The 13998-nt window shown below is 66.8% G+C and carries 14 protein-coding genes; 7 read left to right on the forward strand and 7 right to left on the reverse strand.

Going from position 1 to position 13998, the window contains the following annotated elements; all coding sequences use genetic code 11:
* Positions 1-77: 77 nt before the first annotated feature.
* From ACYVN4_RS28760 to ACYVN4_RS28770, 3 genes are read right to left on the reverse strand one after another with little or no spacing between them, the layout of a single operon-like run.
* Positions 78-674 (reverse strand): VOC family protein, encoded by a 597-nt coding sequence (locus tag ACYVN4_RS28760; protein ID WP_460725142.1) that lies wholly within the window; start codon positions 672-674, stop codon positions 78-80.
* Positions 674-2701, reverse strand: a complete 2028-nt coding sequence (locus tag ACYVN4_RS28765; protein WP_460725143.1) for an oxidoreductase — start codon at positions 2699-2701, stop codon at positions 674-676. The genes ACYVN4_RS28760 and ACYVN4_RS28765 overlap by 1 nt, the downstream gene beginning before the upstream one ends.
* Positions 2698-3276 carry a PadR family transcriptional regulator gene (locus ACYVN4_RS28770; RefSeq protein WP_460725144.1) on the reverse strand — a complete coding sequence of 193 codons (579 nt, stop codon included), beginning with the start codon at positions 3274-3276 and terminating at the stop codon, positions 2698-2700. Before ACYVN4_RS28770 ends, ACYVN4_RS28765 begins: the two co-directional genes overlap by 4 nt.
* Positions 3277-3466: 190 nt before the next feature.
* Between ACYVN4_RS28770 and ACYVN4_RS28775 the strand changes: the two genes are divergently transcribed.
* On the forward strand, positions 3467-4447 hold the full coding sequence (locus ACYVN4_RS28775; protein ID WP_460725145.1) for a hypothetical protein: 981 nt from the start codon (positions 3467-3469) through the stop codon (positions 4445-4447).
* Between the two features lie 23 nt (positions 4448-4470).
* On the opposite strand, the gene ACYVN4_RS28780 is transcribed toward ACYVN4_RS28775, so the two are convergent.
* Both ACYVN4_RS28780 and ACYVN4_RS28785 read right to left on the reverse strand, forming a co-directional pair.
* Complete coding sequence (locus ACYVN4_RS28780) at positions 4471-4929, reverse strand: flavodoxin family protein (protein WP_460725146.1); 459 nt, start codon at positions 4927-4929, stop codon at positions 4471-4473.
* A gap of 117 nt (positions 4930-5046) precedes the next feature.
* On the reverse strand, positions 5047-6471 hold the full coding sequence (locus ACYVN4_RS28785; protein WP_460725147.1) for an MFS transporter: 1425 nt from the start codon (positions 6469-6471) through the stop codon (positions 5047-5049).
* 101 nt (positions 6472-6572) lie between these two features.
* Here ACYVN4_RS28785 and ACYVN4_RS28790 point away from each other — a divergent pair, with 101 nt between their 5' ends.
* Positions 6573-7580, forward strand: a complete 1008-nt coding sequence (locus ACYVN4_RS28790) for a helix-turn-helix transcriptional regulator (RefSeq protein WP_460725148.1) — start codon at positions 6573-6575, stop codon at positions 7578-7580.
* A 113-nt stretch (positions 7581-7693) separates the two neighbouring features.
* On the forward strand, positions 7694-9043 hold the full coding sequence (locus ACYVN4_RS28795) for an MFS transporter (RefSeq protein ID WP_460725149.1): 1350 nt from the start codon (positions 7694-7696) through the stop codon (positions 9041-9043).
* 10 nt (positions 9044-9053) lie between these two features.
* On the opposite strand, the gene ACYVN4_RS28800 is transcribed toward ACYVN4_RS28795, so the two are convergent.
* Positions 9054-9674, reverse strand: a complete 621-nt coding sequence (locus ACYVN4_RS28800; RefSeq protein ID WP_460726712.1) for a TetR family transcriptional regulator — start codon at positions 9672-9674, stop codon at positions 9054-9056.
* Positions 9675-9803: 129 nt separating this feature from the next.
* Here ACYVN4_RS28800 and ACYVN4_RS28805 point away from each other — a divergent pair, with 129 nt between their 5' ends.
* From ACYVN4_RS28805 to ACYVN4_RS28815, 3 genes are read left to right on the forward strand one after another with little or no spacing between them, the layout of a single operon-like run.
* Entirely contained in the window at positions 9804-10868 is a 1065-nt protein-coding gene (locus ACYVN4_RS28805) for a ferredoxin reductase (RefSeq protein WP_460725150.1), read from the forward strand.
* A gap of 25 nt (positions 10869-10893) precedes the next feature.
* Positions 10894-12054, forward strand: coding sequence for a fatty acid desaturase family protein (locus tag ACYVN4_RS28810; RefSeq protein WP_460725151.1), 1161 nt, complete (start codon positions 10894-10896; stop codon positions 12052-12054).
* On the forward strand, positions 12055-12399 hold the full coding sequence (locus ACYVN4_RS28815; RefSeq protein WP_460725152.1) for a hypothetical protein: 345 nt from the start codon (positions 12055-12057) through the stop codon (positions 12397-12399).
* A 96-nt stretch (positions 12400-12495) separates the two neighbouring features.
* Here ACYVN4_RS28815 and ACYVN4_RS28820 read toward each other — a convergent pair whose 3' ends face one another.
* Positions 12496-13095, reverse strand: coding sequence for a DUF4254 domain-containing protein (locus ACYVN4_RS28820; protein ID WP_460725153.1), 600 nt, complete (start codon positions 13093-13095; stop codon positions 12496-12498).
* A 465-nt stretch (positions 13096-13560) separates the two neighbouring features.
* On the opposite strand from ACYVN4_RS28820, the gene ACYVN4_RS28825 reads away from it, so the two are divergent.
* Positions 13561-13881: a hypothetical protein gene (locus ACYVN4_RS28825; RefSeq protein WP_460725154.1), complete on the forward strand. Its 321-nt coding sequence runs from the start codon at positions 13561-13563 to the stop codon at positions 13879-13881.
* The last annotated feature ends 117 nt before the right edge of the window (positions 13882-13998 follow it).

The following is a 13998-nucleotide window of genomic DNA, read 5'->3' on the forward strand; positions in this document are numbered from 1 at the left end:
AGAGTCCGGCCCGGTCGCGCTGCCGAAATGCCGAAGGCCCCACCGGTGATCGGCGGGGCCTTCGGCTGGTACGGGTGTCAGCCGAGCCCGGCGGATTTGGCTTCCATGAAGGCGATGCCCCAGGTCAGGTGACCGTGCCAGACGCTGGCGATGCGGCCGCCCTGCACGGCCGGTCGGGGGTCGCCGATGGGGCCGCCCGCGGCACGGACGGCGGCGACCGTGGCGTCCAGGTCGGGGGTCAGGAAGGCGACGCCGACCAGGGCGGGTGGCATACCGGAGGTGACCGCCTCGATGAACGGCTCGCCTACCCGGTAGAAGGCCATCTCCGGTCCCTTGGGGCCGCGCGGGAAGAACCGGCGGCGGGGCGGAATGCCCAGGACGGCAGTCAGATTGGTGACCGCCTCGTCCAGGTCCGGCGCCCAGTAGACGACATGGTCGACGGAGGTGACGCCGTTCGAGTGCACCGGCGGCCAATCGACCTCGGCCGCCGGGGTATCGAGGTAGGGGACACCGAGTGCGGCGGGCGCGGAGTGGGTTTCGTCGAAGCCCCAGGCGGCCTCGCCCAGGGTGCAGTCGACCTGTCCGATGCGGATGTGGCCGTCGCGGATGGTGAAACCCAGTGCCGCCCAGGCCTGCTCGTCTCCGGGCAGGCCCAGGCGGGTGAGGTTCGGCATTAGAGCGCCGCCGCCAGGCGGGTGCCCTGGTTGATGGCACGCTTGGCATCGAGTTCGGCGGCCAGATCCGCACCGCCGATCAGGTGCACCTTCACGCCCGCGTTCTGCAGCGGCTCCTGCAGGTCGCGCACGGATTCCTGGCCGGCGCACAGGATCACGTTGTCGCACTCGATGATCCGCGGCCGCTGCCGCTTCTCGCCGAAGCTGATGTGCAGGCCGCGGTCGTCGATGCGCTCGTAGTTGACGCCGCCGATCTGCTCGACGCCCTTGGCCTTGACCGCGGCCCGGTGCACCCAGCCGGAGGTCTTGCCCAGGTCCTTGCCGAAGCTGGACGACTTGCGCTGCAGCAGGACGACATCGCGCGCGGCGGGGGAGGGGTTCGGGGTGGTGAGGAAGCCGGGCACGTTCGGATCGTCGGAGACGCCCCACTCTTCTTTCCACTCGTCGAGCTTGAGGCTGGGATGTCCTTCGACGGTGAGGAATTCGCTGACATCGAAGCCGATGCCGCCCGCACCGATGACCGCGACCTTCTTGCCGACCGGCTTGCCTTCGCGCACCAGCTCCGCGTAGGTGAGCACCTTCGGGTGATCGATGCCGGGGATGTTCGGGATGCGCGGCTTCACGCCGGTGGCCAGGATGATCTCGTCGTAGCCGCCCGCGATGAGCTGCTCCGCGGTGGCCTTGGTCTGCAGATGCAAACGCACGCCGGTGATTTCGATCTGCCGAGTGTAGTAGCGGATGGTCTCGCTGAACTCTTCCTTGCCCGGGATGCGGCGCGCGATGTCGAACTGTCCGCCGATCTTGTCGTCGGCCTCGTAGAGGTCCACGTGATGCCCGCGCTGGGCCAGGCTGACCGCTGCGGAGAGCCCGGCCGGTCCCGCGCCCACGACCGCGAACTTCCGCGTGCGACGGGTGGGAAGCAGCTGCAGGTCGGTTTCGTGTCCGGCGCGCGGATTCAGCAGGCAGGACACGGTTTTGGCCTGGAAGGCGTGGTCCAGGCAGGCCTGGTTGCAGGCGATGCAGGTATTGATCTCGTCCGCGCGCGCGTCCTGCGCCTTGCGTGCCCACTCCGGGTCGGCGAGCAGCGGCCGGGCCAGCGACACCAGGTCGGCGTCGTCGCGGGTGAGGATCTCCTCGGCGGTCTCCGGCATATTGATGCGGTTGGACGCACACACCGGAATATCGACGATGTCCTTGACCTTGGCAGTCCACTCCACGAACGCGGCCCGCGGCACCGAGGTGACGATGGTGGGCACCCGGGCCTCGTGCCAGCCGATGTCGGTATTGATGATGGTGGCCCCGGCGGCCTCCACATCCTTTGCGACGGCGGCGATTTCGTCCCAGGTCTGACCCTTCTCCACGAAATCGGCCATGGACAACCGGAAGACGATGATGAAGTCGGGGCCTACCGCCTTGCGCACCCGGCGCACGATCTCACCGGCGATGCGGCGACGGTTCTCGGCCGAGCCGCCCCACTTGTCCTTGCGCTTGTTGGTGCGCTCGGCCAGGAACTGGTTGATGAAATAGCCTTCACCACCCATGATTTCGACGCCGTCGTACCCGGCGAACTTGGCCAGCGACGCGCAGCGCGCGTAATCGTCGATGGTCTCCTCGACGCCCTTGCCCGACAGCGCGCGCGGCTTGAACGGGTTGATCGGGGCCTTGATGGCGGAGGCCGAAACACTGGTCGGCATATAGGAATAGCGGCCCGCGTGCAGGATCTGCAGCGCGATCTTGCCGCCCTCGGCGTGCACGGCCTTGGTGATGGTCCGATGCCGATACGCCTCGGTCTTGTTGGTCAGCTTCGCGCCGAAGGGCAGCAGCCAGCCGGTGCGGTTGGGGGCGTAGCCGCCCGTGATGATCAGGCCCACACCGCCTTTGGCGCGTTCGGCGAAGTAGGCGGCCAGCCGGTTGATGTGCCAGGCACGATCTTCGAGGCCGGTGTGCATGGAACCCATGACCACGCGGTTGCGCAGCGTGGTGAATCCCAGGTCCAGGGGTTCGAACAGGTGCGGGTACGCGCTCATCGCTGAGTGCCTTTCGGTTCGGACGCCTGCGACCGGGCTGTGTCGCGTGCCAGGGCGTCGAGTACTTCGTCGCACCAGTCGATGATCCCTTCCTCGACGCGGATGCCACCGCGCAGGACGAGATACAGGTGCAGTTTCTTGCCGGAGAGCTGATCCGGGGCGGGGTAGTCCTGCTTTTCGAAGGCGCGGTACAGGTCGAGGCGGTGCTCGTGCTTGTCGCGGTGGCGCTTCACCTCGGCCACGAGGATGGCCGGGTCGACCAGCGAGGCCGCGCGCAGCTTCACGCCCATCTCGTTGCGCATGGGTTCGAGTTCGATGGGCTCGCTGATCCAGCGGATCAATTCGTCCAGCCCGGCCTCGGACACGGTGTAGACCTTCTTGTCGGGGCGGCCCTCCTGTGGGACCGTCTCCGCGATCACCCAGCCCTGCTCGTCCATGCGCTTGAGCACGCGATAGATCTGCTGGTGGGTAGCGTTCCAGAAGAAGCCGATGGACTTGTCGAAGCGCTGGGCGAGGTCGTACCCCGAGCTGGCGCGTTCGGTCAGCGACACCAGCAGCGCGTGTTCGAGGGCCATGCCGACAGGATAACTGCTACGCCACGTACTATGCAATTCAGTGCATAGCTTCGGATGCCCACTAAATGTAGCGACCATTCGGTTTGTCGCCTACGGTTAACGCGCCCGACCTCGGGGCGGATTTCAGAGCGAATCAAACGCCCGGAGGGTTGGGGCGGAGCACACTGTTTTGGCAACCGGGGAGGCAGCCATGCGTACGAAATTCACTCGTTCGAAATTGACCACGGTGGGAGCGGCGGTACTGGTCGCGACATCAGCGATGTTGTTGACCGCATGCAATGACAAGGACACCCAGGGCTCGCCCGTGACCTCGGTGAGCGCGGTCCCGCTGGCCGGCGGCGCGACCACCGGCGGCGGGGCAGCGCCGGGCTCGGCCGACAAGGGCGGCTCGAATTCGCAAGCGACCGTACGGACTATCGGCAAGACCGGCTGGTACGAGGGCTTCGAGATCACCGTCGACAAGGCCACTGTCACACCGGACGGCTCGGGCGGCGCGAGCATCCGGGTCGATATCACCTACAAGAACGACACCACCAAGGACAAGACGCTGAGCGCCGCCGCGGGCCTGCAGATCAACGGCGCCATCGATCAGGGCGCGTCCTACGACACCCCGACCGTCCCCGGAAAGGGTTCGGCCGCAGGTGATCTCACCACCTCGGTGAAGAAGTTCGACAGCGCCGATCACCTGCTCGACACCATCGATATCGTCTACGGCACGGCCGCCGAGAATCAGACGATCATTCCGCTGAAGACCGACGCCAAGGTCGACAGCGTCCAGCCCAAGACCCTGAACGTCAGCGGCACGCTGGTGCAGGATCCGACCACCGTCATGATCACCGGCGGCACCCTCACCCCCAGCTATACCAAGGGTGAGCGCAACAAGATGGAACTGTCGCTGCACATCAAGCTGGTGGGCGGTGCCGACATCGGCGGCGGCGGCGCGAACATCTTCACCGAGTACTTCAGCATCAAGACCCCCGACGGCCAGTCCCTGGTCGCCGACGCGCGCGGCTTCATCGACGAGCTGCTCGACCGCAACCAGACCATCGACAAGGCCGACCTGGTCGCCACGTTCGTCGTCCCGTCCCCGGGTACCGGCAACTACGTGGTGAGCTACGACGCCACCAAGGGTGCGAGCGCCGTTCCCACCTACGCCTTCACCGTCAGCTGAGTTCCGCTGCGCGCCCGGGTCTTTCAGGACCCGACGGTCACCCGGGCGCGCAGTCCCGCGGCGAACACCCGCGCCGCTTCCAGATCCGCGGCATCGGGCTTGCCCTTGTTGATGCCGCCGACCAATTGCAGCGGAGCCCAGGTATCGAAGGCACGCACCGAGAAGGTGTCGACCACCTCGAAACCACGGCCCCGGGCCAGGCGGGTGAGTGGCCACAGCTGCGGCGGGAACCCGCTCGTGGCGTAGACGAATGCCTTGCCGCGCTGCTGTTTCGGCAGCGAACGCACGAACCCGCGCAGCCGCGGGTGGAACCTCTGGTTGAAGATTCCCGACCCGAATCCCACCAGGTCGTAGTCGCCGAGCTGACTCACCACAACCTGCTCCGGTTCCACCACGGTGGCCCCGAGCACCTCGCCCATGGCCTCGGCAACCCGCCGCGTATTGCCATGTGACACCGAAACACACACGATCAACGCCTTCATCACGCCACCCCTTCGCTCTCGATCTTGCGGACGTACTCGTTGACACCGCGCCCGTCATCGACCGTGACATCGGTTCCGTATGTCGCCGGTCACACCGGCCCGACACCGAGGGCTGGCTCAGCGGGCGGCACGGAGGGCGAAGGCCGCGGCGACGAGGAGGGTGATGCCCTCGGCGATTGCGGTGACGCCGACCGCGTGGGCCGCGGACAGGGCGGTGGAAGCGGCGAGGGTGAGGAAGACCGAGCCGAAGGACGCGATGCCGATCACCACGCCCAGTTGGACGCAGGTGACGAGGATGCCGCTGGCGTCGGCGGCCAGGGCGAGCGGGATCTTGCCGGTGGCGCGGGCCATCAGCGGGCTGAAGGCCAGGCCGTAGCCGACGCCCATGATGGCGAAGACGGTCAGGTCGAGGATGCCGAGGCCGTGGCCGGTGCGCATCAGCAGGCCCATGATGATCGTGGTGACGGCCGCGACCAGCAGGCCGACCGGGATCATGGCGCGGTGGAAGCGGGCCGGGATGCGGGTCCAATTCAGGCTCACCAGGCCGAAGGTCACGCCATTGGGCAGGAACAGCAGTCCGGCGTGCAGCGCGCTGTAGCCCAGGGTGGACTGCAGGTGGATGGTGAGCACGAAGATCCAGCCGCCGAACGTGCACATCACCAGGAACAGGGCGATGGCGGTGGTGATCAGGCCGGGTGCGCGCAGTACGCGGTCGGCGAACAGTGGTTCACCGCCGCGGTGATGCACCCAGCGTTCCACCAGCGCGAAGCCCGCGAAGCCGATCACGGACGCGCCCAGCGTGATTCGGGTCCACAGTGGCCAATCCTGTTCGTGGCCCAGCACCAGCGGCACCACCAGCGCGAGCACGGACGCGGTGAGCACGGCCAGGCCGGGAAGATCCAGCTTGCGATCCGTGCGGACGGTGGCCGCGGGCAGCACGCGCGGCGCGACCGCCAGCAGCGCCAGGCCGATCGGCACATTCACGAGAAACACACCGCGCCAGCCGGTTCCGGCGATATCGCTGCTCACGATCACACCGCCCGCGATCTGGCCGACCACCATGCCGCCGGAGATGACGGCCGCGTACGCCGAAAGCGCCCGGGCCCGTGTAGTTCCCGTGAACGTACGCTGGATGAGGGTCATCACCTGCGGCACCATCGCGGCTGAGCCAACACCTTGCAGGAACCGGAAGACGATGAGCGAGCCCGCATTTCCGGCCAGCCCGCAGGCCAGCGAGGCGACGGTGAACACCGCCAGCCCGGCCACGAACATGGTGCGCTGCCCGAACCGGTCACCCAGCCGCGCGCCGGTCACCAGCAACACCGCGTACGCGATGACATAGCCGGAGACGATGAGTTGCAGCCCGGAACCCGTGGCGTGCAGTGAGATTCGAATCGAGGGAATGGCGACATTGACGATGGAGGCGTCCAGCACGGCCATGAACTGGCCGAGCAGAATCACCGCCAGCACGGCGAACGGTCGCCGGCCGGTCACCGGGGCGGAGACCGCCACGGGTGGAGCTTGGGTCGAACTCTGTGTCATGAGATGAGCGTGCGGCGCGGCCGCAACCGGTAACAGGAGCCTGCTTATACGGGTACCGGCACCACCTGGATACCGGTGGCGAATGCCGTCACCATGGAGTGATGGTGTCAGGAGCGGGAAATGGCGGTCTCACCGAGACGGTCACCGAAGCGGCCGCGCGCAACGGCAATTCGAGGTCGGTGCGCAAGGTGCGGCGGGAGGAGTTGTCGACGTTTCTGAAGTCGCGGCGGGCGCGGATCGCGCCGGGGGATGTCGGACTGCCGGTGGGGACGCGTCGCCGTACGCCGGGGCTGCGGCGGGAGGAGGTTGCGCAGCTCGCGGGGGTCGGCATCACCTGGTACACCTGGCTCGAGCAGGGGCGCGACATCAATTGCAGTGTCCAGGTTCTGGATGCGATCGCGCGGGCACTGAGCCTGGACGGGGCCGAGCACGCGCACCTCTACCGGCTGGCGGACGTGCCGACCGCGCCCAACCCGTTCGTGCAGGATCTGGTGCCGGAGGAGGTGCAGATCATCCTCGACCATCTGTATCCGCTGCCCTCCTGCCTGTTCAGCGCGAAATACGATGTGATCGCCTACAACGCCGCCTACCTCGCCATGTATCCCATGTTCCTGACCGGTTCGAGGAATGTGCTGCGCAAGGTCTTCCTCGCCGACGAATGCTGCACGCCCTACCCGGCCAACTCGGAACCCGACCACCTGGCGCGCATGGTCGGCTACCTGCGTGCCGCCTACGCCCGCAACCTCGGCGACCCCGAATGGGTGGCCTTCATCGACGAGATGGTCCGCGACAGCCCACATTTCGCGGAACTGTGGGCCCGCAACGACGTCGCACTCCCGCTGGGCCGCACCCGGTTCATCCGCAACCTCGCCATCGGCGAGCTCGAGATGTACCTGACCAGCATGTCCCTGCCGTCGATCGCCGGGGCCTGGATGCAGGTCTGGACCCCGTCCGATCAGGCGGCCTGGGCCAAACTCCACACCCTGCTCGCCATGACCCACGACGAACGCCGCCGCCCCTGGTCCGAGCACGTCGAAACCGTCCACGGCCGCCCGCTCACCTGGCCCGCCGACCCCGCAGAGCAACTCCCCGGCCGAGTCCCGGCCTGAACCCGCCGGATCGGGCGAAGAACCACCTCGGGATGACGGGGTCGGGCATGCCGGGATGACGGGGCTGGCCGAGTATCCGGCGTTGGGGGGTTCGGGTCAGTAGTCTGCGCAGCATGGGCGAGGGCTCGGGGGCTGAAGGCGTGGGACAGGCGACGGTTGGGCAGGCCACCGGGCGGCGGGTGGTGGGGGCGTGGGGGTTATGGGATTGGGCGGCGGCGTCGTTCAATGCGGTGATTCTGACGTTCGTGTTTTCGGTGTATCTGACCGATCACGTGGGGAAGGGGTTGCCGGGCGGGATTTCGCCGAGTTCGTGGTTGGGGTGGGCGTTGGGGGCGGCGGGGCTGGTGGTGGCGGTGACCGCGCCGGTGGCGGGGCAGTGGTTCGATGCGACGGCGAAACGTAAACGGGCGCTGGGGGTTTTGACCGCGTTCACCGTGGTGATGATGGCGGCCATGTTCTTCGTGCGGGAGGACTACCACTATCTGTGGGTGGGGCTGGTGTTGCTGGCGGTGGGGTCGGCGGCGTTCGAGCTCTCGCATGTGCCGTATTTCGCGATGCTGCGGCAGGTCTCCACGCCCGCGACCGTCGGGCGGATCTCCGGATTCGGTTGGTCGATGGGCTATTTCGGCGGGATTCTGCTGCTGCTGATCTGCTATGTCGGGTTCATCGCGGGCAAGGGGGATCACCGCGGTCTGCTCGGGGTGCCGATCGCGGACGGGTTGAACATCCGCGTGGTGGCGGTGCTGGCGGCGGTGTGGTTCGCGGTGTTCGCCCTGCCGCTGTTCCGCTACGTCCCCGAAGTCCCTCGCACCGAGGCCGATCCGGGCGCGGCGGTGCCCGCGCGGGCGTTTCTCGGCTCGTATCGGGTGCTGTGGCGGGATGTCCGGGAGCTGTGGCAGGTCGACCGGCGGACCGTGGGTTTCCTGGTGGCCAGCGCGATCTTCCGGGACGGCCTGGCGGGCGTATTCACCTTCGGCGCGATCCTGGCCGTGCGGGTGTACGGCATCGCCGACTCGGACGTGCTGCTGTTCGGTATCGCCGCGAATGTGGTTGCGGCGCTGGGCGCCTTGCTGGGCGGCCGGTTCGACGACCGCACCGGCCCGAAGTCGGTGATCGTCACCGCGCTGGTCGGCATGATCGTGTGCGGGGCGTTCCTGCTGGTGGTCTCGGGTCCGCTCATGTTCTGGATCTTCGGCCTGGCGCTGACCGTATTCGTCGGTCCCGCACAGGCTTCGGCGCGCTCGTTCCTGGCCCGGCTGGCACCACCGGGACGCGAGGGCCAGCTGTTCGGCCTCTACGCCACCACCGGCCGGGCCGTATCGTTCCTCGCCCCAACTCTTTTCGGCTTCTTCGTCTGGGCCTTCGACGCCGAGCGTGCGGGCATCGTCGGCCTGCTGCTGGTGCTGATCGTCGGTTTGATGCTGCTGCTGCCGGTTCGCGGAGACGACCTGCGCGGCCGCTGAATCCGGTGATTCAGGGCCGCCAGGACCCCATGCCGAGCGCGACGAGCCGGACCTGCAGCACCGCGCGCTCGATCGTGCGCGCGCTCTCCCGGGATTCCGCCATCAGATAGTCGGCGATCCGATCGGCGACCGTGGACACGATGAGGTCGGCGGCCAACTCCAGATCATCGGGTGACCACGAGTCCAGTGCCCGCACCCGCGACAGGTCGACCACCAATTCCCGCTCGATGAGCTGCATTTCGACCGAGATGGCCCCGCGCAGCGCCGCCGAGCCGCCGTGGCGTTCGCGAATGAGGAATCCCCACAGGTCACGATTGCCGTCCACCTGCTCGAACACGAAGCGCACGGTCTGCGCCAGCGTCGAATTCGGGGTGCGGCGCATTTCCCGGAGCGCCAAGCGCAATTGACGCACGCCCGCCTCGACGAGAGTGGTGCCGAGCTCGTCGAGCGAGGTGAAATGCCGATAGAACGCGGTCGGCACGATGCCCGCCGAGCGGGCGATCTCCCGTAACGAGAGGGCGGCGAAGCCGCGATCGGCGGCCAGGGCGAGGGTCCCGTCGAGCAGTGCGGCGCGGGTGCGCTCCTTGCGTTCGCCTCGGGTTGCTGCCTGCTCGCTCACGTCGATGAGCATACATGCGTTCACATTCGTTCCATTCGCGAGATGTCGTGTGGGTCACACGAACTGCCGGTTGAACTGGAGTGGCTTCACCGGGCACACTAACTCAGTGTACAGATGTGCACCGAAATCCAGGAGGCTCGCATGGTCGGACTACTCGACCTCGTGCAGAAGACCATGACCACCCCGCACCCGCTGGACCGCTACCTGGAGTTGGTCCGTCCCACGCTGGCCCGCCGCTCGATGCGCGCGGAGATCACCCATGTGCGGCGCAGTGCGGTCGGGTCGGTCACCCTGACGCTGAAGCCGGGCCGGCAGTGGACCGGGCATATCGCGGGGCAGTACATCCAGATCGGCGTGGTGATCGACGGCGTTCGCCACAATCGCTGCTATTCGCCCGTCAATGCCGACGGCCGCCGTGACCGGCACATCGAGCTCACCATCAAGGCGCACCCGCAGGGGCTGGTCTCGAACCACCTGCACGAGAACGCGATTCCCGGCATGGTGATCGATCTCGAGCCCGCTGCGGGCGTCTTCCACCTGCCCACCCCGCGCCCCGAGCAGATCGTGCTGATCAGCGGCGGCAGCGGCATCACCCCCGTGCTGTCCATGCTGCGCACCCTGGCCAACGAGGGCTACAAGGGCCGCATCCTGTTCCTGCATTACAACCGTTCTCCGGAATTCGTGCCGCATCGCCAGGAGCTCGAGGCGATCGCCATGCAGCACAACAATGTCCGCGTCGAATTCCGCTACCCGGAGACCCAGCGCCACGCCAATTTCGGCTACGACGAGCTGGAATCGCTCGCGCCCTGGTTCCCGATCGCCCAGACCTACCTGTGCGGTCCGCCCGGACTGATGGCCGCCGTCCGCACCGTCTACGAGGCCGAGCAGCTCGGTGATCGGCTGCACAGCGAGGAATTCACCCTGGCCACGGCCGTGGTGAACCCCGACGACGCCGAGGGCAAGCTGACCTTCTCCGACAGCGGCGTGGTCGCCGAGAACTCCGGCGCCTCCCTGCTCGAGCAGGCCGAATCCGCGGGTCTGACGCCGCAGTACGGCTGCCGCATGGGCATCTGCTTCACCTGCACGGCCGTCAAGCGCAGCGGCTGCACCCGCAATCTGCGCACCGGGGAGCTCGACGGCGACCCGGATCAGCCCATCCAGCTCTGCATCAACGCCCCCGTCGGGGACGTCGACATCGCTCTTTGAGATAGATCTGAAAAAGGGGATTCCAATGGCCATTCTCACCGAAACCACCGAAGGCCCGCTCGTCCTGTCCGTCGAACAGGTCGAGGAGATCGGCCGCGAGCTCGACGCCCTGCGTGCCCGCATCACCGAGGACCTGGGCGACGCCGACCGCGAGTACATCTACAACGTCATCCGCGCCCAGCGCGGCTTCGAGATCGCCGGGCGCGGTCTGCTCTACCTCGGCTTCCTGCCCCCGTTCTGGCTGGCCGGGGTGGCCGCGCTGAGCATCTCCAAGATTCTCGACAATATGGAGATCGGCCACAACGTCATGCACGGCCAGTGGGACTGGATGCGCGAGCCGACCCTGAATTCCCAAGTGTTCGAATGGGATACGGTCTGCCCGGGCGACCAGTGGCGGCACTCGCACAACTACATGCACCACACCTACACCAACATCCTCGACATGGACCGCGACATCGGTTACGGCATCCTGCGCATCGACGAGGCGCAGAGCTGGAACGTGCTGCGGCTGGGCAACCCGCTCTACGCGTTCTTCCTGATGCTGGCCTTCGAGTGGGGCGTGATGGGCCACGACCTCGAGGTCGAGAACATCGTGCGCGGCAAGAAGTCCTGGTCGGAGATCAAGACGCTGGTCAAGGGGCAGATGCGCAAGGCCGGTCGCCAGGTGCTCAAGGACTACGTGGTGTTCCCGGCGCTGACCGGACCGCTGTTCCTGTCCACGCTGACGGCCAACTTCACCGCCAATATCGTGCGCAACCTGTGGACCTTCTCGATCATCTTCTGCGGGCACTTCCCCTCCGGCGTACAGACGTTCACCCAGGAGGAATGCGCCGAGGAGACGCAGGGCGAGTGGTACGTCCGGCAGATGCTGGGCTCGGCCAATATCACCGGCTCCAAGCTGTTCCACATCATGTCGGGCAACCTGTCGCACCAGATCGAGCACCACCTGTTCCCGGACCTGCCGGCCAACCGCTACCCGGAGATCGCGCCCGAGGTGGCCGCGCTGTGCGAGAAGCACGGCCTGCCCTACAACACCGGACGCTTCTCCGCGCAGATCGGCTCGGTCTGGGGCAAGCTGTTCAAGCTGGCATTGCCGCCGTTCCTGGTCAAGAAGTCGACACATCCCGGTGTTATCGTGATGCGCCAGGGGGCGAGCACGGTATCGCAGACAGAAGTGGGCGTGTGAATGATTTCGAAATTCGAGAGCAACAAGGATCTGATCCAGGAATTGACGTCGTCCGGTGCCCGGCACGTCGGCAATATCGCCTCGATCATCACCGGCACCGTCGCCGAGGTGACGCGCGAAATCGGTGACTGGATCACCGACGCCATCGAGATGCGAGAGGCCGCCGCGGCCGCCGAGCAGGACGCCCGCGCCCAGCGCGCCGAGGCCGAGGGCCTGGCCGACGACCTCGACGACGATGTCGACGAGACCCCGGAACCCGCACCCGCCCAGGACAATTCGGCACCCAAGCCGGTCGTGAGCGAGCGAGCCGACGTCATCGACGCCGAAGTCATCGACCCGCGCTAGCGGCGCGCCACCCGTCATTCCGGCATGCTTTTGGCCGGAATCCAACGCCCTGAGTGTGGATCCCGGCCAAGAGCACGCCGGGATGACGAGGCTTTCCTACCACGTCGGGAGTCGCCTGCGATGCTGGGCGACTTCCGTGATCAGATCCCGATAGCCGTCGGCGAGCTCGGCGAGCCGGTACCACTGCAGGTGGGCTTCCGTGTCCACCCCGTGGCGGGGCCGGTCCTCGCTGATGCGGTGCGCGACCGCGCGACGCCGTGTGCGTCCGTCGGCTGTTCTCGGAGCGCGCAGCGGGTCCTGGCCATTGTTGCCCAGGGCCCGTTGTGCGACAACCCATTTCGCGGCCATCCGGTCGATCACCGCGCCGAGCGTCTCGGTATGCAGCGAGGCTCCGGCGCGGTGCGGGATATTGGCCGCTACCCAGTCGTCGATGCGGGCCACCAGGTCGTCGCGCTGGATGTCGATCTTGTCGATGCGGTGGGTCCAGTCGGCGACATCGTCGGGGGTGGCGTCGGCGGCATGCGCCGCTTCCAGGGCGCGATGTCGATTCTCATGGCATCGCACCAGTTCGTGGGCTGATTCGAGGATGTCGCGATCGGAGCGATCGGAGCCGATGGGTTCCCGGAAGGCGCGCAACAGCGTTGATGGCGATGGGAGTTCGGCCCCGAATCCCGCTCCGGTGTAGTCGGTTGCCATGAAAAATCCCACCCTCGCCGTCGCATGCTTGGATGCGCCAGGGCCGAGGGGGTTTCGGGGAGGGGCTCCCCTCGGCTCCGGCGCAGCCCCGCACCCGGAACGCAACAGCCCACCACCAGCGACACGGTGAAGTAACCGGGAAATCCGCGACGATGCGGTGAGAAGACTGTCCGATAATGCGGGACATATTCAGGAAAGCGCGATAGTCGGAGGGGCGCAACCATCGGGCGCGTGATCGTCGAAGCTGCCTGAAAATTGTTATACAGCATTACAAGACGGTCACATGGGCGCTGCGGTTGAAGGCCGATCGACACCTGCGTGGGCGGCGGGTGAGATGGGTTCGAGGGCGGGCCTCGACCGTGGCGAGCCCTGCGGCGCGGGAGATCGGTTACCAAGGCTTATGAATAGCTATCTATGCGGCGCGCCGGGGGCGCGACGCGCCTCGGTCCGTTAGCCTCGGTATTCGTGCCCGCCTATGCGTCTTCGCCGGAGCTGCGATTCGGTTTCATGTTCGCGCTGGAAGACCCCGAGCGAATTGCCGAAGTCGTCCGGAATCTGATTGTTCGCCGGACGGTGTCGGTGTTCCGTCTCGCGCATCTCTCCGACGACAACGGACCGCCCGACCGATTCGTCGTGAACTGGGGTGCGCTCCCGCAGATCGCCATCACCACCACCGCTCCCGATCCCGACGAATTGCGTTCCAGCGGAACGATGCTGGTCAACGCGTTTCTCGGGGAGGACGGCGAGGTGAGTCTCTACTCGGCGGGCACGACGCCGCCACAGTAGAAACTGGACAGTTCTCTCTCGTGTGACAGGCCACACACCCCGTCTCAGCAACCTCTTAGCAATGGAAAAGGTTCGCCTAAGAAACGGTCGGCAGTGTGGGCCCAGTCGTCGAGCGGA

The organism is Nocardia heshunensis (assembly GCF_054782115.1).